Below are 20,373 nucleotides of genomic sequence, written 5' to 3'. Positions count from 1 at the left end.
TCATGGGATGAACGGCGGCTGTGAAAAGCGAATAGTGGACTATTATTCGATCAGCAGGGCATCGTCATCGAGCGTCTGGCCGCGCACCTTGCGGAACATCTCGATCAGGTCTTCCACGCCCAGCGTCTTGCGCCTGTCGCCGGTAACATCGAGAAGAATCTTGCCGCCATGCAGCATGATGGTGCGGTCACCATAATCCAGCGCCTGACGCATGGAATGGGTGACCATCAGCGCCGTCAGCTTGTTTTCGGTGATGAGCGTACGGGTCAGTTCCATGACGAATTCAGCCATGCCCGGATCGAGCGCTGCGGTATGTTCGTCGAGAAGCAGAACTTCCGAACCGGCCAGCGTTGCCATGATCAGCGAAAGCGCCTGACGCTGCCCGCCGGAGAGAAGCTCCATGCGGTCCTGCATCCGGTTTTCAAGGCCGAGATTGAGGCTCGCCACGCGCTCGCGAAACCATTCGCGACGATTGGAATTCAGCGCATGGGTAAAGCCGCGCTTCTTGCCACGCGATGCGGCAAGCGCGAGGTTTTCCTCAATGGTCAGGGTGCCGCAGCTGCCAGCCAGCGGGTCCTGAAACACGCGTGCGACGAGACCGGCGCGTTCGGCGGTGGATTTGCGGGTCACATCTTTGCCACTGATCACCACCTTGCCGCCGGTCGGGATGACATCGCCCGCAAGCACACCGAGAAGGGTGGATTTGCCAGCGCCATTCGAGCCGATAACGGTGACAAAGGAACCGCGATCCATGGTCAGGTTGATTTTGTTCAGAACCTGCTTTTCCAGCGGGGTGCCGCGACCGAAGACGACATCGAGATTGGATACTTCGATCATGCGGATGCTCCCCCGCGGCGCATGCGCGGCAATATCAGGGCGAATGTAACGAGAAGCGCGGTGGCGATATTGAGATCGGACGCCTGCAGGCCGAATGTGTTGCCGTTCGAAAGTGCAAGCTGGATGGCGATGCGGTAGATGACGGAGCCGAGCACGCAACCGATCAGGATCACCAGCAGGTTGCGCGTGCGCAGGATGGTTTCACCGATGATGACCGCTGCGAGACCAACGACGATGGTACCAACGCCCGAGGTGACGTCCGCAAAACCGTTCGTCTGGGCGAAAAGCGACCCGCCAAGCGCGACAAGCGCGTTGGAGAGCGCCATGCCTATATAAATCTGACGATCCGTCTGTACGCCTTGCGCGCGCGCCATTTTCGGATTGGCACCGGTCGCACGCATGGCGAGGCCCATGTCGCTTTCCAGAAAGCGCCAGACGATGAAGACCGCGATGGCCACCAGCACGAAAAGGAAAGCCGGGCGAACGTAATATTCCGGAATGCCGTGGCCGAAGAAGGGGCTGAGCATCGTGTCCTGATTGATGAGCGCGATATTCGGTCGGCCCATCACACGCAGGTTCACCGAAAACAGCGCGATCATCGTCAGAATGGAAGCGAGCAGATTGAGAATCTTGAAGCGGACATTCAGCGTGGCGGTCACGAGACCGGCTATCGCGCCAGCAACCATGGCGATTGCGGCGGCGAGCCATGGGTTGAGGCCCGCGAGGATCAGAACGCCGGTTACAGCTGCACCGAGCGGGAATGAACCGTCTACCGTCAAGTCGGGAAAGTCGAGGACGCGAAACGCCAGATAAACGCCAATGGCGACAAACGCGAAAACGAGGCCTAATTCGACCGCACCCCAGAAGGCGATCTGACTCACAACGACATTCCTTGTACTTTGCCGCAATCGACAAGGATGAAGCCGGTTTTCCGGCATAAGACCATCCGCAAGCCTGCGGGCATCGAGGCTTCGTGCCTCCGATTGCCCAAAAGGCTTTCACCAATCGCGACCGGTTTTGGTTTGAGTGTATCCGGCGGGCGAAGCCCGTACGGATCGTTTCCCGGCTAGATCATTTGTTCCCGTTATTATTCCAGTGGGATTACAACTCTCGTAATCCCGAGCGCAAGCCCAAACCGCGCCAAAGGCCCGCAAATGCGGCTTTATGTGCGGCTCACGCAACATTCGTGCGGTATTGCCCCACCTTGGGTATTGTTTGGAACTCCTTTGGCCTTTGTCCAAAAAGAAGAAGGGCGAGAGTTTTCACTCTCGCCCCCTTTTTTCTGCGGTCTGATCGATGATCAGTCGATCTTGCTGGTAGCGCGGTCGATCACGGCCTTCGGGATTTCTACGCCCATCTTCTTGGCGGCGCCAAGATTGATGACGAGATCGGTTCCCTTGGCGATTTCAACCGAAATGTCGCCCGGCTTTTCGCCCTTCAGGATGCGTGCAACCACAGCGCCGGTCTGCTTGCCGACGTCGTAATAGTTGAAGCCGAGTGCCGCCATGGCGCCGCGCTTGACGGAATCCGTATCAGCGGTGAAGAGCGGCAGCTTGCTTTCCTCGGCAACGCCGACAGCGCTTTCGAGAGCCGAAACGATGGTGTTGTCGGTCGGCACATACATGGCATCGGCGCGGCCGACGAGAGCCTGCGCAGCGCCCTTGACTTCAGCCGACTTGGTGGCGGCGGATTCAACGATTTCGATGCCGTCAGCGGCAGCAGCTTCCTTCAGCGCAGCCAGAAGCGAGACCGAATTGGTTTCGCCGGAATTGTAGAGATAGCCGAGCTTCTTGATGTTCGGCATCACTTCCTTGATGAGCTTGATATGTTCGGCCACCGGCGACATGTCGGAGAGGCCGGTTACATTGCCGCCCGGCTTTTCCATGCTCTTGACGAGCTGTGCGCCGACCGGATCGGATACGGCAGTGAACACGACTGGGATGTCGCGCGTGGAAGAAACCACGGCCTGAGCCGAAGGGGTGGAGATCGGGACGATCACGTCCGGGCCTTCGCCGACGAACTGACGTGCAATCTGTGCGGCGGTTGCCGGGTTGCCCTGTGCGGACTGATAGACGAATTTGAGATTTTCGCCTTCCTTGAAACCGGCTTCGGCCAGTGCATCCTTCACGCCGTCACGGGCAGCGTCGAGCGCCGGATGTTCGACGATCGCGGTAACGGCGACGGTAACGTCTTTTGCCTGGGCCGAAGTGGCAATGGCCGTTGCGGCCAGCAATGCCAGAAGTACAGAACGCATGAAAATCTCCCCTAATTGGTTTCTATGCTGTTGATTGCTTAATCAAGTTGATAGCCGAAATCAATCAGCACGGGAACCGGACAGATTGCATGGGGGAATGCGGGTCGCTTGATGAAGCGGCTGTCAGGCTTGTTCCACCCCATGGGTTTCCAAAAGCGACTTCATGCGTTTCACGGCAAGCTCCGGCCTGTCGAGCACATTGGCCTTGTCCGCCAGCTGAAAAATGTCGGCATAATGGACAATGCCGCGCGCCGACTGCATTCCGGCTGGCATGGTGAAATGCGTCTGGTGGCCGTTGAGCCATGCGAGAAACACGATGCCCGCCTTGTAATACTGGGTCGGGGCTTCGAAAATCTTGCGCGATAGCGGCACGGTCGGCTCGATGATGGCGCGGAAGCGGCCACTGTCGCCTTGGGCAAGCGCTGCCAATGCGCTGGAGGCCTGTGGCGCCACAGCATCGAAAATGCCGAGCAAGGCATGGCTGTGCCGGTTGCTGTCGCCTTCGATCAGCGGCGCATAGTTGAAATCATCGCCTGTGAAACAGAGCACGCCTTCCGGCAAGCGGTCTCGTAATGCCAGTTCGTAACGTTCTTCGAGTAGCGAAATCTTGATGCCTTCCACCTTGTCACGGTTGGCTTCGATGATGCCGATGACCGTATCCAGCGCATCCTCGAAATTTGAGGCTCCCCAGTAGCCCTTGAGCTGCGGATCGAACATGTCGCCCAGCCAGTGCAGCACAACTTTCTCGCGGGCATTGGAGAGAATGTGCCCATAAACCTTCGCATAGTCGTCTGGCGAGCGGGCGATACGGGCAAGGGCACGGCTTGCCATCAGGATGAAGCGCCCGCCGTGTTTCTCGATGAAACCAGCCTGTGTTTCGTAGGCCTTGATGATGTCATCAAGGCTCTTGGCATCCGCCGGATCGAGATGGTCGGTGCCAGCACCGCAGGCGAGATCGGTACCCGCTACGGTCTTGCTTTCAGCCAGCGAGCGGCGGATCAGCTCCTGCGCGCCCGCCCAGTTGAGGCCCATGCCGCGCTGCGATGTGTCCATCGCTTCGGCGATCCTGAAACCGAGACTCCAGAGATGATGCCGAAAAGCCATGGTCGCATCCCAGTCGAGCGCGGGATTGCTCCAGGGCGTCGTATCTTTTCGCGGGTCGGAGACAACATGCGCTGCCGCATAGGCGATGCGATTGAATTGCGGGGGAGCGGACGGTCTTTCGGTCGGCGTTCCGACAAGCCGATATGGAAGCAGGGTTCCACCGGCCTTCGGCAAGGTCAGCATAGTGTCGAATGCAACGCCCATCATCGTCCTCCCATGAACCTCAGTCTTGATAATTTAGAACGTTCCAAATGGCAAGGAATAAGCCTATTTCAAACAGATATAGCCCATTATCTTGAGAATTCCGCCTAAAAAGGGCCAAACAACAAGGCGATATCATGGCAATATTACGGCTAAATTTATCTAATTGACAATTTTGGAACGTTCCAATTAACTTAGCGGCAGAAGTCGAGGAAAGCCATGAACAAGAGCAGCGTTACGGTCATCGATATTGCACGCGAGGCAGGCGTGTCCAAATCGACCGTGTCGCTCGTGCTGCGTGACAGTCCGCTGGTTCACGCTGAAACGCGGGTCAAGGTACAGGCGGCAATCGAAAAGCTCGGTTATGTCTATAACCGCAGCGCCGCAAATCTGCGTCAGGCCAAATCCAAGATCATCGGGCTGGTCGTCAATGATCTGACCAACAGCTTCTTTGCCGAACTGGCGGTGGGCATAGACCGCGTGATGCAGTCGGCGGGCTATGTGCAGTTTTTGGCCAATACCGGCGAAAGCATCGACCGCCAGCGTGAGGTGATCGCCTCCATGCGGGAACATGGCATTGCGGGGCTGATCGTTTCACCGGCGCGCGGTACGGAATCAGGCGATCTGAAGCCGCTGGCGAAAAGCGGCCTGCCGGTCGTGCAGATGGTGCGCGATGTGCCGGGTTCCGGCGTTTCGTCCATTCTGTCCGACAATCGCGGCGGTGTCGCGAAGGCCGTCGAGCATCTGGTCGGTCTTGGTCACAGGAACATCGCCTTCATGGGCGGCTATGCGGATACCGCGGTGTTTTCGGAGCGTGTTTCCGGATATCGCGCTGGTCTGGAGCAGGCGGGTCTCGCCTTTGACGAGGCGCTGATCTTCACATCGGCGCCGTCGCGGGCAGGTGGTGTGGAAGCAGTCGAGCGCATGTTGCTGCACGGCGCAAAACCAACGGCCACGGTGTGTTTCAACGATGCGGTGGCGTTTGGTGTTTGTGACGGCCTGCGCGCCGCGCATCTGGAACCGGGTCGCGATTTCGGCGTGGTCGGCTTTGACGATGTGATCGAAGCAAAGACGGCGGTGCCCGCATTAACAACGGTGTCGGTCGATCCGCAGGGGATGGGCGAACGGGCGGCACAGCTTCTGTTGAAGCAGATCAACTCGGAACGGGTGGAGGCGGAGGCGCAGCGTTTGGCGGTGCGTCTTGCGGTGCGCGCAAGCTGTGGCGCGCAGACCAAAAAGGAGGAGAAACACCAATGGCAAAGTGGGGCCTTATAGGCGCAAGCACGATTGCGAAGGAATGGGTGATCGGAGCCATTCGCGCGACCGGCGGCGAAGTCGTTTCGGTTTACAGCACCAATGCCGCGCGCGGCGAAACCTATGCGCGCGAAAACGGGATTGCCCGCTCGGTGACAAGCCTTGATGCGCTGCTTGCCGATCCTGAAATCGAAGCGGTCTATATCTCCACCACCAATGAACTGCATCGAGATCAGGCGATTGCCGCAGCAAAGGCCGGCAAGCACATTCTGTGCGAAAAGCCGCTGGCGCTGACCCTTGGCGATGCCCATGCCATGTTGAAGGCCGTGCGCGAGGCAGGCGTTGTGGCTGGCACCAACCATCATCTGCGCAATGCTGCAAGCCACCGCGCTATGCGCGACGCCATCGCCCAAGGCAGGATCGGCAAGGTGCTTGGGGCGCGGGTTTTCCATGCGGTTTACCTGCCGCCGCATTTGCAGGGCTGGCGCATTCAACGACCAGATGCCGGTGGCGGCGTCATCCTCGATATCACCGTGCACGACGCGGACACGCTGCGTTTTGTGCTGGGCGAAAACCCGGTCGAAGCCTTGGCTTTCAGCCAGCAGGGGGGCCTCAGCGGCGATGGTCTGGAAGACGGTGTGATGGGTGTGCTGCGCTTCTCCTCCGGCGCGATTGCCCAGTTCCACGATGCTTTCACCGCCAAATATGACGAAACGGGCTTTGAAGTGCATGGCAGCGAAGGCTCGCTGGTGGCGCGCAATGTGATGACGCAAAAGCCGGTCGGCACCGTGCTGCTGCGTGATCAAAACGGTGAGCACGAATTGCCGCTCGACCAGAAAAATCTCTACGAAACCGCCTTGCAGGCTTTCCATGATGCCATTGCTGGCAAGGTCCAGCCTTCTGCAACACTGGAAGACGGCATCTGGTCGCTCGCCACCGGGCTTGCGGTCGCGGAAGCCGCCAAGACTGGTAAGGCAACCGCCGTTCAATCTGGACTCTGAACACCATGAACAAGCATATTTCGGCTGCGGAAGCGGCTGCACTCATCCCCGACAATGCTGTCGTTTCGGTCTCCTCATCAAGCGGTCTTGGCTGTCCCGACCTGACGCTGAAAGCGATTGGCGAGCGGTTCGACGAAACCGGCCATCCCAAGAACATCACCACGCTGCATCCAATTGCGGCGGGCGATATGAGCGGCATCAAGGGCGTCGATTACATCGCCAAGCCCGGTTTGTTGAAGAAGATCATCGGAGGTTCCTATCCGTCCGGCCCGTCGAGTGCCGAACCGCCGCTGATCTGGCAGATGATCACCAATAATGAGATTCCGGCCTATAATGTCCCATCCGGCATTTTGTTCGACATGCACCGTGAAGCGGCGGCTAAGCGCCCCGGCGTGCTGACCAAGGTAGGGCTCGATACATTCGTCGATCCCAAGCGTCAGGGTACGGCGATGAATGACAAGGCTACACAAGAGCCGGTGGTGAAACATGTCAGCTTCGAAGGCGAGGACTGGCTTTATTTCCCCGCCATCATCCCGCAGGTGGCGATCATTCGCGCGACGACGGCGGATGAACGCGGCAACCTCACCTATGAGCATGAAGGCGCTTATCTCGGCGGTCTCGATCAGGCGCTGGCCGCGCGCAACAATGGCGGCATCGTCATTGCGCAGGTCAAGCGCATTGCCAAGGAAGGCACGCTGAAGCCGCATGACGTGCGCGTGCCGGGCGTTCTGGTCGATTATATCGTGGTCGATCCCGACCAGAAGCAGACGACGCAGACGCTGTACGACCCGGCGATTTCGGGCGAGATTTTCCGTCCGCTGGATACGTTCCGTCTCGCCGAATTCAATATTCAAAAAACGATTGCACGGCGTGTCGCGCAGGAATTGCACGCGGGCAGCGCGGTCAATCTCGGCTTCGGCATTTCCGCCAATGTGCCACGCATTTTGCTGGAAGAAGGCCTGCACGGTGCCGTGACATGGGTGATTGAGCAGGGTGCTGTCGGCGGCGTGCCGCTTCTGGACTTCGCTTTCGGCTGCGCGTCCAATGCCGATGCCTATATGCCGTCACCCTATCAGTTCACCTATTTTCAGGGTGCCGGTTTTGATGCCTCGCTGCTCTCGTTCCTTGAGATCGGGCGCGACGGTTCGGTCAATGTGTCGAAACTTTCATTCCGTCCGCATGTCACGGCGGGAGCGGGCGGCTTTGTCGACATTACCGCACGCGCCAGGAAGATTGTCTTCTCCGGCATGTTCAATGCGGGTGCGAAATTGTCGGTCGCTGACGGTAAGCTGGTGATCGAAAAAGAAGGCAAGCTGAAAAAACTGGTCACGCAAGTCGAGCATGTCACCTTCTCGGGCTCCCGCAGTGTCACGCAGGGGCAGGATATCACCTATGTTACGGAACGCGCTGTGATGAAGCTGACGCCGGAAGGTATCGTGCTCACCGAGATTGCGCCGGGCGTCGATTTGCAGGCGCATATTCTCGACCAGTCGGAATTTCCGCTGATCGTTTCCGACCAGCTCAAGACCATGGACGAAGCGCTGTTCCGCGAGGAGCCGATTGGCCTCACGCTGCCGCAAAAACCGGCGCGAAAGCTGGAGGCGTGACATGGCTGATCGGATAGAAATTTCGACCGAGAACCACATCGCGGTCATGACCATCAGGCGGCCCGAAAAGCTCAATGCGTTTGATATCGAGCTTTTGCAGGAACTCTCTGCCGCCTGTGACCGGGTGGAGGCGGACAGCACTGTGCGGGTTGCAATCCTGACGGGTGAGGGCAAAGCCTTTTCTGCCGGAGGCGACATCAAGGCCTGGGGCGGCATGGAACCGCAGGAATTCGGCCATGCCTGGGTGCGCTATGGGCATCGGGTGTTCGAGCGGCTTGCGACTTTGCGTGTGCCCTTGATCGCGGCAATGAATGGTCATGCTCTGGGCGGCGGGCTGGAATTGGCAGGCGCCGCCGATATCCGCATTGTCGAAAAACAGGCGAAGATCGGTCTGCCGGAAACATCGCTTGGCATGATCCCCGGCTGGTCGGGCACGCAGCGTCTTGTGCGCCGTTTTGGTGCGCAGATCGTGCGGCGCATGGTGTTGGGCGGCGAGATGTTCACGGCTGAGGAAGCGCTCTCGCATGGGCTGGTCGATGCCGTTGTGGAGACGGGCGCAGCCTTGCAGGCGGCGCAGGATTATGCGGCGCGGGTGGCACAACGCGGACCGGCTGCACTGGAAATTTCCAAACTGATGCTGTCCGTCGCCAATGGCGAGGACAACGGAACCGCTGTCGAGGCGCTGGGTTCCATCCTTGTCGCCAAGACCGGCGATCTGAAGGAAGGCGTGCGCTCGTTCAACGAAAAGCGCGAAGCGAATTTTGAAGGAAAATGGTGATGAGCACGATTGTAAAGCCGCAACCGCTGGCCGGACTGGCCGTCCGCGAATTCTCCATGCTGATCGATGGCAAATGGGTGGGCAGCCAGAGCGGCCAGACCATTGAGCGCGTGGCCCCCGGCCATGGTGTCACGGTGAGCCGTTATCCGGCGGGCAACAAGGCGGATGTGGAACGCGCCGTAGCAAGCGCGCGCAAGGCTTTCGATGACGGGCGCTGGTCTTCCAAAACGGCTTCGCAGCGCTCGCTGGTCTTGCTGAAGGCTGCCGATCTGATCGAGGCGCGGGCCGAAGAGCTTGCCTATCTCGATGCGATTGAAGCTGGAAAGCCGATCAGTCAGGTGCGCGGCGAAATCGCCGGTTCCGTCGATATCTGGCGCTACGCGGCAGCGCTTGCGCGTGATCTGCACGGCGAAAGCTATAACACGCTGGGCGATGGTACTTTGGGTGTCGTGCTGCGTGAGGCGATTGGTGTTGTCTCCATTATCACGCCGTGGAACTTTCCGTTCCTGATCGTCGGACAGAAGCTTCCTTTCGCGTTGGCTGCAGGCTGCACAGCGGTCGTCAAGCCGTCGGAACTCACCTCCGGCTCGACGCTGGTGCTGGGTGAAATTCTGGCCGAGGCGGGCGTGCCGGATGGCGTCGTCAACATCGTCACCGGAACGGGTGCGGATGTCGGCCAGCATATGAGCACGCATTCGGATGTGGACATGGTGTCGTTTACTGGTTCCACTGGCGTCGGCAAGCTGACCATGGCCAATGCCGCTCAGACCCTGAAAAAAGTGTCGCTGGAGCTTGGCGGCAAGAACCCGCAAATCCTGTTCCCGGATGCGGATATGGATGCCTTCATCGACGCGGCAGTGTTCGGCGCGTGGTTTAATGCGGGCGAATGCTGCAATGCCGGTTCGCGGCTGATCGTGCATCGCTCGATTGTCGATGAGATTGTCGGGCGCGTCGCCGATCTGTCGAAAAAGGTCATTGTCGGCGATCCGCTCGATGTCAGCACACAGGTGGGCGCGATCATCACGCCGCAACATCTGAGCAAGGTTGGCGCCTATGTCGATCAGGCCAGAAAGGCCGGTGCAACGCTGGCGCATGGCGGTGAAGTTCTGGATCTCGGCCTCGGCCAATATATGGGGCCGACCATTCTGTCCGGTGTGAAGGCCGACATGGCCGTGGCGCGTGAAGAAGTGTTCGGGCCGGTTCTGTCGGTATTGTCCTTCGACAGCGTGGATGACGCAATCTCGATTGCCAATGCGGTCGATTACGGTCTTTCGGCAGGCGTGTGGAGCCGTGATTTCGATACCTGCATGACCATCGGGCGCAAGGTGCGTGCTGGCACAGTCTGGATGAACACATTCATGGACGGCACGCCGGAACTGCCTTTCGGCGGTTATCGCCAGTCGGGTCTGGGGCGCGAATTGGGCCGTCATGCGGTGGAGGATTACACCGAGACCAAGACACTCAATATGCATATCGGTGCGCGGACGGCCATGTGGATGCCACAGGCAAAATAGGAGGAGACGGCTTTGGGAGGACAGCCGGATATCGTCATAATCGGATCGGGTATCGGCGGCGCGACGATGGCCGCCGGTCTTGCGGCGTCGGGTGCCGGCATTCTCATCCTTGAGGCGGGGGAGCATTTGCCGGACAGGCCGGAAAACCGTGACCCGCGCGCTATTTTCCAACAAGGCTTCTTTCGCCCGAAAGAGTTCTGGTACGAGACGAACGGTACGCCGTTCAATCCCGGCAATTATTACAATGTTGGCGGCAATTCCAAATTCTTTGGCGCGGTGCTGATCCGCTATCGCCGCGAGGATTTTGCCGAGATGGCGCATCTGGAAGGGGTCTCGCCCGCTTGGCCCTTTTCCTATGAAGAACTGGAGCCGTGGTATAGCCGCGCCGAACAGCTGTTTCAGGTGCGCGGTGAACTGGGCGGTGATCCGACCGAGCCAGATCATTCAAAGTCTTATCCCTATCCGGCGATCCGCGACGAACCAGCCATTGCCGATGTGCGGGCGCGGTTGAAGAAAGCGGGATTGCATCCGGCATCGCTGCCGCTGGGGGTCGATATCGACCGTTGGCTGGCAAAGGCCAAAACGCCGTGGGATGCGCATCCGAATAGCAATGACGGCAAGATGGATGCGGAAACCTGTCCGCTCGCGGTTGCCCTCAAGCATCCCAATGTCCAGCTCGAAACTTCCGCACGGGTGACACGGCTGGAAGCCGGGCCGGATGGCAAGACCATTGCCACCGTGCATTATGTGAAGAACGGTGAGGCGCTGGTCCTGCGCCCGAAGCTGGTCATTCTGTCCGCCGGTGCGGTGCAATCGGCGGCGCTCCTGTTGCGGTCGGGACTGGCCAATCGCTCCGATCAGGTGGGGCGCAATTTCATGAACCACAATGCGAGCGCGGTGATCGCCTTCGATCCGCGCTATCGTAATGACAGCATCTACCAGAAGACCTTTGGCTTCAACGATTACTATCTGTCGGACGGGGCGGGCGGGCCGCCGCTCGGCAATGTGCAACTGCTGGGGCGCATCTCGGGTGCGATCCTCAAATCCAGTATGCCACGAGTGCCGGAATGGCTGTTGAACCGGGTTGCCGGACACACGATCGATTTCTACGCCATGAGCGAAGATCTGCCGTCGCCGGAAAGCCGCGTGACGGTGGATGGCGACCGCATTGTCCTGCATTGGGTGCGCAGCAACTGGCAAGCGCATCTGATGCTGGTGGAAAAGCTCAAATCCGCTCTGCGTGCGGCGGGATTTCCGGTCGTGCTGTCGCGAGCCTTTGACCGGCGCACGCCGTCGCATCAATGCGGGACGGTGCGCATCGGCAATGACCCGGCGACAGCGCCGCTTGATCCCTGGTGCCGTGCCTATGATCACCTCAATCTCCACGTGGTCGATGCATCGTTCCTGCCGACATCGGCGGCGGTCAATCCGGCGCTGACCATTGCCGCGCAGGCGTTGCGCGTGGCGGACCACTTGAACCAGGAGGTTCTGGCATGAACCGTCAAAGACCTGTGGCGCTGGTAACCGGCGGACGTCGCGGCATCGGGCTCGGCATCGCCCGCGCCCTTGCGGCAAAGGGTTTCGATCTGGCGATCACCGATATTGAGAACGACGAGGCCGTCATTCACGAATTGCGCGGCGTGGGTGGCAAGGTGGCTTTCTTCAAAAGCGATCTCGCTGCCGTCGAAACCCATGAGGCGACGATTGCTGCCGTGTTGAAGGAGTTTGGCAGCATTGACTGTCTCGTCAACAATGCGGGCATGGGTTCGGTCGAGCGCGGTGATTTTCTCGGCCTCAAGCCGGAAAATTTCGATGCGATCATGAGCGTGAACCTGCGCGGCACGGTGTTTTTCACCCAGGCCGTGGCGAAAACCATGCTGGCGGTGAACGATGTACGGTTTCCGCGCAGCATCGTGACGATCAGTTCGGTGTCATCCGTGATGAGTTCGCCGGAAAGGCTCGATTATTGCATCAGCAAGGCGGGGCTGACCGCCTTCGTGCAAGGGCTGGCGCTGCGTCTGGCCGAGGCGCGGATTGGTGTGTTCGAAGTGCGTCCCGGCATTATTCGCACCGATATGACGGCCAAAGTCTCCGAGCGTTACGACGCGCTGATCGAAGGCGGTCTGGTGCCGATGAAGCGCTGGGGCGAAGTGGGCGATGTTGGCGCCATCGTGGCCGGGCTTGCGGGCGGAAATTTCATCTTCGCCACCGGGTCGGTGATCAATGCCGATGGTGGCCTTTCGATAGCAAAGCTTTAGGAACGATGTGATGAACTACGATTATATTATCGTTGGCGGCGGGCCTGCCGGTTGTGTTCTCGCCAATCGCCTCAGCGAAGACGCGTCTGTAAAAGTGCTGCTGCTAGAGGCAGGCGGCAGCGACTGGAATCCGCTGTTCCATATGCCTGCGGGCTTTGCCAAAATGACCAAGGGCGTGGCCAGCTGGGGCTGGGAGACCGTTCCACAAAAGCACATGAAAAACCGCGTGCTGCGCTATACGCAGGCGAAGGTGATCGGCGGCGGGTCGAGCATCAATGCGCAGATTTATACGCGCGGCAATGCGGCCGATTACGATCTGTGGGCCAATGAAGATGGCTGCACCGGCTGGGATTATCGCAGTGTGCTGCCCTATTTCAAACGCGCTGAGGACAATCAGCGTTTCAACGACGATTATCATTCCTATGGCGGCCCACTGGGCGTTTCCATGCCGTCCGCACCGCTGCCGATCTGCGACGCTTATATCCGCGCCGCGCAGGAACTGGGGATACCCTACAACCCGGATTTCAACGGGCGCGAACAGGCGGGCGTCGGCTTCTATCAGCTGACGCAGCGCAACCGCCGGCGGTCGTCCGCCTCGCTTGCTTATCTCGCATCGATCAAGGGACGGCGAAACCTGACGGTCAGGATCAATGCGCCAGTCCGTAACATCGTGCTGGAAAAGACGCGCGCCACAGGCGTGGCCCTGATGAGTGGCGAGGTGTTGCGCGCCTCGCGGGAAGTTATCGTTTCATCGGGCGCTATCGGCTCTCCAAAACTTCTGCTGCAATCGGGCATCGGTCCCGCCGATCATCTGAAACAGGTTGGCGTTGCGGTGAAACACGATCTGCCCGGCGTTGGCGAAAATATGCAGGATCATCTCGATCTGTTCGTCATCGCTGAATGCACTGGCGATCACACTTATGACGGCGTGGCAAAGCTGCACCGCACGCTTGGCGCGGGCCTGCAATATATGCTGCTGCGCTCGGGCCCGGTGGCATCGAGCCTCTTTGAAACGGGCGGTTTCTGGTATGCCGATCCGGATGCCCGTTCGCCGGATATCCAGTTCCATCTGGGACTGGGATCGGGGATTGAAGCAGGTGTCGAGAAGCTCAAGAATGCGGGCGTGACGCTCAATTCCGCCTATCTGCATCCGCGCTCACGCGGGACGGTGCGGCTTGGTTCGAGCGATCCCGCTGCTGCGCCGCTGATCGATCCCAATTATTGGAGCGATCCGCGCGATCTGAAAATGTCATTGGAAGGGCTGAAGATCGCGCGTGAAATCATGCAACAGGCCGCATTGAAACCCTATGTCATGGCCGAGCGGCTGCCGGGACCGAAAGTGGTCACCGACGATGATCTGTTCGACTATGCCTGCGCCAATGCCAAGACCGATCACCATCCGGTCAGCACGTGCAAGATGGGCACCGACGCTTCAGCCGTGGTTGATCTGGAACTGCGGGTGCACGGTCTGGAGGGGTTGCGGGTGTGCGACAGCTCGATCATGCCGCACGTGCCGTCCTGCAACACCAATGCGCCAACGATCATGGTCGGCGAAAAGGGATCGGACATTATTCGTGGACGTGATCCGCTGCCGCCGACCGTCTTCTCCTGGGAGAAGAATGACCGGCGGCGAATGGCTTGATTAAACGGCGGTGCTAGAGCGGTTCCGGTTAAAATGGAATCGGGGAACCGCTCTATCTATTTGTTTTTACGCATTATCCTACGCAAAACCGCTACGCACTTTTGCTGGAAATGCTCTACGGGCAATTCATGGAAGCCTGGATGCCACCAAACTCGTATACCGATACATCCGGCGCGGAAAAGCCGACATTGCCGGTTATTTCTTGTCCCGGCTTTAATATTCCGGTGTTGAGTTTTTCCTCAACGGTATCGACTTTGGATTTGTTGGTTGGGTCATCGGCGAGAAAAAAGCATACATTTTTCAGATCGACATCCGTTGTCCCAACATTTCTCAAAGAAATGAGGACCAGGTTTTTAAAGAAAATGACACCTCCCCGGTTTGCCGTGCTTCCCTTCGAAGACTTTTCGATGATCTGCAAATCTTTCGAAGGGGTTCGTGCGGTTTCGGAAGCAAAAGCGTGTGAAGCCATGAAAGCAAAAAGAAACGGAAGTAAATAATATTTTTTCATGAAATGACTCCATGGAAAATAATAAATACTTATAGTGTAGATTTATGTCTTTTTATTGATCTGATTTGCAGTAATTATTGCTCTTTATCACTTTCATCTGCTTCAGTGTAGCGCAAATAACCCACAATACCCGATCCCTTGCGGTTCGGCGTGTCTGACGGGTGATTGACGCCATCATTGACCGGAATGACCTTGAAATCGAAAGGTGAGACGCCTTCCAGACAAGCCGCATTCACGCCGAACTGGTTTGGATTGGAGCGGCGCTGGTGATGGGTATAAATCCCGCATTTGGAGCAGAAATAATGCTTCGCGATGCCGGTATTGAAAGTGTAGAGCGTCAGCGCATCTTCACCTTGCAGAATTTCCAGTCCGCCCACTTCCGCAGTTACGGCAACCGCTCCACGCATCCGGCAATAGGAGCAGGTGCAACGTCGCGCACTGTGCAGGCCATTGGACAATTTTACGCGAAAACGCACCGTTCCGCAGTGACACGCGCCATTGGCTTCCGTGATGTCCGGATTCATTTTTCCCTCCATTCTGCTTATGGGGAGGATATTTTCTTTTCTGCCAGTTTACCACCGGCGAAAACCGATTAAGTTCGGTTTCGGAAATGCTTCAGGGAGGGAGCGGCATGAGCGAATTCGCAGTCATCACAGGCGGCAGCACGGGGATCGGCAGACATCTGGTTACGGCTTTTGCTAATGCGGGCTATGCGGTGGCTTTCAGCTTCAAGGATGACGACGACGCAGCCCAGTCGCTGGTCGAGGCGATTGAAGCGGGCGGCGGTCAGGCGCTTGGACTTGCCTGTGATGTCGGCGTTGGAGCCGAGGTCGAAGCTTTCTTCGATGAGGCGTGCAGCTGGTTTGGCGATGCGCCGGATGTGCTCGTCAACAATGCCGGTATCCAGAGATGGAAATCATTGCTGGAACTCGCCGAAGACGAGTGGGACGATGTCATCCGCACCAATCTGAAAGGGTGTTTCCTCAACACGCAGGCTGCGGCCAAGCGGATGGTGGATGCCGACAAGAGCGGCGCGATCATCAATATCGGTTCGGGCTGCAACAAGCTGGCTTTCCCGAAACTTGTTTCCTACACGGCCTCCAAGGGCGGCATTGAGCAGTTCACCAAGGTTTCGGCAGTGGAACTCGGGCCGCATGGCATTCGGGTGAATTGTGTGGCTCCCGGCGCGATCCTCAATGAGCGCACGGCGCTGGAACAGCCCGATTATGCGGGCACATGGGCCAAGGTGACGCCATTGCGCCGGGTCGGCAGCGCTGAGGATCTGTCCGGTCCGGTGCTGTTCTTTGCTTCCGAGGCGGCGCGTTTCGTGACGGGCCAGACATTATGGGTCGATGGTGGCGTCTTTTCGCAGGCCAACTGGCCTTATGATAGGTGATTTTTAAGTGGTGATCCCGACTGGATTCGAACCAGTGGCCTACAGATTAGGAATCTGTCGCTCTATCCTACTGAGCTACGGGACCGACCGTTAAACCATCCGCTGTTGCCAGTGATGCCAGCATGTTCGGATATTTTCGACACATACTGGGTTTCATGGCGGTAGCCAACCCCGCAAAAAGCGGGGTAGGCGGATTTTCTCAAGTTTGGAGTGACGTCAGGCGGCAAGCGCCGTCTCGGCGACGGACACGAAATAGCTGACGCCATAGGGAATAGCGTCGTCGTTGAAATCATAGGCCGGGTGATGTAGGCCCGGCGTATCGCCATTGCCGATGAAGATATAGGCGCCGGGGCGCGCTTCCAGCATGTAGGAAAAATCTTCGGCAGCCATCATCGGCTCGACATTGGCGTTGACCTTGCCTTCACCTGCAACGCCGGTGGCGATGCGCTCGGCAAATTCCGTCTGCGCATCGTGGTTGAAGGTGACCGGATAATTGTTCTTATAGCGCACGGTAATTTCTGCGCCCGTGGCGGCGGCGATCCCGGCAGCCACTTCGCGGATACGGCGTTCGGCGAAAGCGCGGGTTTCCTTTTGCAGCGTGCGCACAGTGCCCGACAGTGTCGCCTTTTCCGGGATCACATTGTAGGCCTCGCCCGCGATGAATTTCGTGACCGAAATGACGAGCGAATCCAGCGGATCGGTGTTGCGCGAGACGATGCCCTGCAAGGCGATCATCAGCTGCGAACCGGCGAGGATCGGATCAATCGTGCGGTGCGGCTGTGCCGCATGACCGCCGCGACCGCTGACGAAGAGATCGAATTCGTCGGTTGCGGCCATGATCGGTCCCTTGCACATGGCAAACTGACCCACGGGCAAACCCGGCATATTATGCACGCCATAGACTTCCGAAATGCCGTAGCGTTCCATGACGCCGTCCTGGACCATGGCGAGGCCCCCCGCGCCGCCTTCTTCGGCAGGCTGGAACAGCAACGCGACCGATCCGCGGAAATTGCGGGTCTCGCTCAGATATTGTGCAGCGCCCAGCAGCATGGAAGTGTGCCCGTCATGGCCGCAGGAATGCGCCTTGCCGGGAATTTTCGATGCCCATTCGACGCCGCTGGTTTCATTGATCGGCAAAGCGTCCATATCGGCGCGCAGGCCGATGGCCGGGCCGTCGCCGTGGCGGCCCTCGATGATGCCGACCACGCCGGAGCGTCCGACGCCGGTTTCCACATGGTCGCAGCCGAAAGCTTTCAATTTTTCCGCGACGAATTTTGCAGTGTCGTGCACGTCGTAGAGCAGTTCGGGATTCTGGTGAAGCTGGCGACGCCAACCGGCGATTTCCGCCTGTGTTTCTACGGCACGATTAAGCACTGGCATTTCGGAGAGGCTCCCGTATTGGGTCTATATATGCATGGGTATCAGGTGTGATTTGAAGGGTACAGGATATGACGTTTCGGTGAAATCCGGCAATCCCTGTTTGCCTTTTCCTCGCCACATGGCATAGATAAGAGCAACGCAAATCCTCCTTATATGACCGAACGTGTCGTGTGTCGTCCTGATGGCGATTTGGAACCATTGAATTGAGCCGTGCAAACGGAGACCCGCAGAAGTTGCGGGCCATTATTGATTGGAACTGCGCAATGTTGTCGAAGTCGTTGAAAATCCTGGTTGCTGCCGCAGCAATGGCTGGCACGGCGATGGGAGCGGCGGTTGCCAATCCATCAATCGCCGTCGATGTGGCGACCGGCAAGGTTTATGCCCAAAAGGATGCGTTCCAGCGCTGGTATCCGGCTTCGCTCACCAAGATGATGACCGCCTATGTGGCGTTTCGCGCGCTCCAGTCCGGTCGCATGACGCTTGAATCTCCGGTGCCGATGACGGTTCGTGCCGCCAAGGAGCCGCCGAGCAAGATGGGCTACAAGCCGGGCTCGGTCATGACGCTCGATACCGCGCTGAAGATCATGCTCGTCAAATCCGCCAATGACGTCGCCGTCGCCGTGGGCGAGGCAGTCGGTGGCAGCGAAGCTGGCTTCGTACAGCTCATGAATGCGGAAGCGCAGCGTCTCGGCATGGTCGGATCGCATTTCGCCAATCCGAACGGTCTGCACGATCCGAACAATTATACGACGGCGCGCGATCTTGCGGTGCTCGCTGTGCAGCTGCGCCGTGAATTCCCGCAATATGCGCATTATTTTGCCACCGAGGCCATCGATCCGGGTGCGGGCAAGAAAATTCAGGCCAATTACAACATTCTGCTTGGCCGTTATGACGGCGCGGACGGCATGAAGACCGGTTTCGTCTGTGCGTCGGGCTTCAATCTGGCCGGGTCCGCCACGCGCAACGGTCGCACGGTGCTTGCCATCGTACTCGGCGCGGATCGTCAGGAAGCGCGCGCCGTACAGGCTGCGCAGCTGATGACCGATGCATTTCGCGCCAGCGCGTCCGGCGGCGCAACGCTTGCGACGCTGCGACCAACCGCAGGCGGCAATCTCAATGAGGCTGTCGATATGCGCAAGGCGATTTGCAGCAAGGAAGCCATGGCCGACCGCTGGGACGGTCGCGATGTCGAAGGCAAGCTGAAGATCAACTCGCCCTATATTCACGCCATGGATCACGATCCGGTTGCGGTGCAGGTTGGGCTTGTTTCCGAACCTGGCCCGGTCACAAAGCCGAGCCAGTTGCATATTTCGCAGGTGCCTGTGCCGATGCCACGCCCGCAGCGTGCGGTGGGTATAAAGACGACCGCGATCAACTGATCCACCATAATATTGGGTTGATAGGGTCAACTCTGTCCATCGTGTTCCTGAAGTGTCGCGCCCTCAAAGTGTGAAGTGTTTGCCATGCCAAATCCTATTCCCGTCTCCGTGTTGACCGGCTTTCTGGGCTCCGGCAAGACAACGCTACTCAACCGGCTTCTGAAAGACCCGGCCCTGAGCGACACTGCCGTCATCATCAACGAATTCGGTGAGGTGGGTATCGATCATCTGCTGGTCGAGCAGGCGAGCGAAGGTGTTATCGAGCTTTCCGACGGTTGCCTCTGCTGCACGGTGCGCGGCGAGCTGGTCGATACGCTGGCTGATCTGATCGACCGCTTGCAGACCGGGCGCATCAAGGCGCTGAAGCGGGTCATCATCGAAACCACCGGTCTTGCCGACCCGGCGCCGGTGCTGCATTCGATCATGGGGCATCCGGTGCTGATGCAGGCCTTCCGTCTTGATGGCGTGCTGACGACCGTTGACGCCGTGAACGGCACGGCGACACTCGACAACCACGAGGAAGCGGTCAAGCAGGCGGCGATGGCCGACCGCATCATCCTGACCAAATCGGACCTGTCGGAAGCGCAGGCAGGTTTGCCGGCACTGAAAGCACGGTTGCGGGCGCTCAATCCGGGTGCGGAAATTCTGACGGCAGGCGATCAGCGCACTGGCTTTGCGGCCTTGTTCGAATGCGGATTATATAATCCCGAGACCAAAACGGCGGATGTGCAGCGCTGGCTCAAGGCGGAAGCCTATGAGCATGATGACCATCATCATCACGACCATGCGCATCATCATGATCACGGGCACGATCATGACCATGTTTGCGGCCCGGATTGCGACCACGATCATCATCATGCGCATCACCACCATCATGACGATGCCATCCGCTCGTTTTCGCTGCGGCATGATGCGCCCATTCCGCTCTCGAGTTTCGATATGTTCCTCGATCTCTTGCGCTCGACGCATGGCGAGAAGCTGCTGCGTGTCAAAGGCATCGTCCAGATCGCCGAAGACCCGGAACGTCCGGTGGTGATTCATGGCGTCCAGAAAATCTTCCATCCGCCAGCGCGCTTGCCGCAATGGCCGCAAGGTGAGAAGCAGACGCTTCTGGTGATGATCGTCAAGGATCTGCCGGAAAGCTATGTGCGGGAGCTGTTCGACGCATTTCTGGGTCGTCCAAGCCTCGACCGGCCTGATCGCGCAGCGCTGATGGAAAACCCGCTGGCAATCCCGGGCTTTTCACCGAAGCACTGAACC

Annotated in this window: 18 protein-coding genes and 1 tRNA gene; 11 read left to right on the top strand and 8 right to left on the bottom strand. The window is 58.6% G+C overall.

All coding sequences use genetic code 11. The features are described from left to right. Nucleotides 1-42 precede the first annotated feature (42 nt). From D8666_RS06270 to D8666_RS06255, 4 genes are all read right to left on the bottom strand, one after another. Nucleotides 43-837: an ABC transporter ATP-binding protein gene (locus D8666_RS06270; protein WP_109370011.1), complete on the bottom strand. Its 795-nt coding sequence runs from the start codon at nucleotides 835-837 to the stop codon at nucleotides 43-45. Next, nucleotides 834-1,718 (bottom strand): ABC transporter permease, encoded by an 885-nt coding sequence (locus tag D8666_RS06265; RefSeq protein WP_109370010.1) that lies wholly within the window; start codon nucleotides 1,716-1,718, stop codon nucleotides 834-836. Before D8666_RS06265 ends, D8666_RS06270 begins: the two co-directional genes overlap by 4 nt. A 419-nt stretch (nucleotides 1,719-2,137) precedes the next feature. Then, the gene (locus tag D8666_RS06260) at nucleotides 2,138-3,091 is read right to left on the bottom strand and encodes an ABC transporter substrate-binding protein (RefSeq protein ID WP_109370009.1); all 954 of its coding nucleotides are present in this window, start codon (nucleotides 3,089-3,091) and stop codon (nucleotides 2,138-2,140) included. Nucleotides 3,092-3,214: 123 nt separating this feature from the next. After that, the gene (locus D8666_RS06255; RefSeq protein ID WP_121536856.1) at nucleotides 3,215-4,399 is read right to left on the bottom strand and encodes a dihydrodipicolinate synthase family protein; all 1,185 of its coding nucleotides are present in this window, start codon (nucleotides 4,397-4,399) and stop codon (nucleotides 3,215-3,217) included. A 216-nt stretch (nucleotides 4,400-4,615) separates the two neighbouring features. On the opposite strand from D8666_RS06255, the gene D8666_RS06250 reads away from it, so the two are divergent. Genes D8666_RS06250 through D8666_RS06215 form a run of 8 tightly spaced genes read left to right on the top strand, consistent with a single transcriptional unit; the run spans nucleotide 4,616 to nucleotide 14,450 of the window. Continuing rightward, nucleotides 4,616-5,671 carry a LacI family DNA-binding transcriptional regulator gene (locus D8666_RS06250; RefSeq protein ID WP_121536855.1) on the top strand — a complete coding sequence of 352 codons (1,056 nt, stop codon included), beginning with the start codon at nucleotides 4,616-4,618 and terminating at the stop codon, nucleotides 5,669-5,671. After that, a complete protein-coding gene (locus tag D8666_RS06245; protein ID WP_121536854.1) occupies nucleotides 5,650-6,651 on the top strand; it encodes a Gfo/Idh/MocA family protein in 1,002 nt (333 codons plus the stop codon). The genes D8666_RS06250 and D8666_RS06245 overlap by 22 nt, the downstream gene beginning before the upstream one ends. A 5-nt stretch (nucleotides 6,652-6,656) precedes the next feature. Then, a complete protein-coding gene (locus D8666_RS06240) occupies nucleotides 6,657-8,258 on the top strand; it encodes an acyl CoA:acetate/3-ketoacid CoA transferase (RefSeq protein ID WP_121536853.1) in 1,602 nt (533 codons plus the stop codon). Between the two features lies 1 nt (nucleotide 8,259). Then, complete coding sequence (locus D8666_RS06235; protein WP_121536851.1) at nucleotides 8,260-9,036, top strand: enoyl-CoA hydratase/isomerase family protein; 777 nt, start codon at nucleotides 8,260-8,262, stop codon at nucleotides 9,034-9,036. After that, nucleotides 9,030-10,550, top strand: coding sequence for an aldehyde dehydrogenase family protein (locus tag D8666_RS06230; protein WP_121536849.1), 1,521 nt, complete (start codon nucleotides 9,030-9,032; stop codon nucleotides 10,548-10,550). The genes D8666_RS06235 and D8666_RS06230 overlap by 7 nt, the downstream gene beginning before the upstream one ends. Before the next feature lie 12 nt (nucleotides 10,551-10,562). Then, a complete protein-coding gene (locus D8666_RS06225; RefSeq protein ID WP_121536847.1) occupies nucleotides 10,563-12,047 on the top strand; it encodes a GMC oxidoreductase in 1,485 nt (494 codons plus the stop codon). Continuing rightward, on the top strand, nucleotides 12,044-12,808 hold the full coding sequence (locus D8666_RS06220; RefSeq protein WP_121536845.1) for a 3-ketoacyl-ACP reductase: 765 nt from the start codon (nucleotides 12,044-12,046) through the stop codon (nucleotides 12,806-12,808). The genes D8666_RS06225 and D8666_RS06220 overlap by 4 nt, the downstream gene beginning before the upstream one ends. Before the next feature lie 10 nt (nucleotides 12,809-12,818). Beyond that, entirely contained in the window at nucleotides 12,819-14,450 is a 1,632-nt protein-coding gene (locus tag D8666_RS06215; RefSeq protein ID WP_121536842.1) for a GMC family oxidoreductase, read from the top strand. Nucleotides 14,451-14,565: 115 nt separating this feature from the next. On the opposite strand, the gene D8666_RS06210 is transcribed toward D8666_RS06215, so the two are convergent. Together D8666_RS06210 and D8666_RS06205 are read right to left on the bottom strand one after the other, a co-directional pair. Continuing rightward, nucleotides 14,566-14,958, bottom strand: a complete 393-nt coding sequence (locus D8666_RS06210; RefSeq protein ID WP_121536840.1) for a DUF4354 family protein — start codon at nucleotides 14,956-14,958, stop codon at nucleotides 14,566-14,568. Between the two features lie 74 nt (nucleotides 14,959-15,032). After that, complete coding sequence (locus D8666_RS06205; protein ID WP_121536838.1) at nucleotides 15,033-15,482, bottom strand: GFA family protein; 450 nt, start codon at nucleotides 15,480-15,482, stop codon at nucleotides 15,033-15,035. A 107-nt stretch (nucleotides 15,483-15,589) separates the two neighbouring features. Here D8666_RS06205 and D8666_RS06200 point away from each other — a divergent pair, with 107 nt between their 5' ends. Further along, entirely contained in the window at nucleotides 15,590-16,354 is a 765-nt protein-coding gene (locus D8666_RS06200) for an SDR family NAD(P)-dependent oxidoreductase (RefSeq protein WP_121536836.1), read from the top strand. A gap of 8 nt (nucleotides 16,355-16,362) precedes the next feature. On the opposite strand, the gene D8666_RS06195 is transcribed toward D8666_RS06200, so the two are convergent. Beyond that, nucleotides 16,363-16,439: transfer RNA gene (locus D8666_RS06195), tRNA-Arg, on the bottom strand. A gap of 131 nt (nucleotides 16,440-16,570) precedes the next feature. Next, complete coding sequence (locus tag D8666_RS06185; RefSeq protein WP_121536834.1) at nucleotides 16,571-17,734, bottom strand: M20 aminoacylase family protein; 1,164 nt, start codon at nucleotides 17,732-17,734, stop codon at nucleotides 16,571-16,573. A gap of 263 nt (nucleotides 17,735-17,997) precedes the next feature. On the opposite strand from D8666_RS06185, the gene D8666_RS06180 reads away from it, so the two are divergent. Further along, entirely contained in the window at nucleotides 17,998-19,113 is a 1,116-nt protein-coding gene (locus tag D8666_RS06180) for a D-alanyl-D-alanine carboxypeptidase family protein (protein WP_121536832.1), read from the top strand. 84 nt (nucleotides 19,114-19,197) lie between these two features. Further along, complete coding sequence (locus D8666_RS06175) at nucleotides 19,198-20,370, top strand: CobW family GTP-binding protein (RefSeq protein WP_121536830.1); 1,173 nt, start codon at nucleotides 19,198-19,200, stop codon at nucleotides 20,368-20,370. Nucleotides 20,371-20,373: the final 3 nt, after the last annotated feature.

This window comes from Ochrobactrum soli (assembly GCF_003664555.1).
Taxonomy (GTDB): domain Bacteria; phylum Pseudomonadota; class Alphaproteobacteria; order Rhizobiales; family Rhizobiaceae; genus Brucella; species Brucella teleogrylli.
The sequence above is the reverse complement of the archived record's forward strand: the minus strand, read 5'-3'. Positions and strand labels throughout refer to the sequence as shown.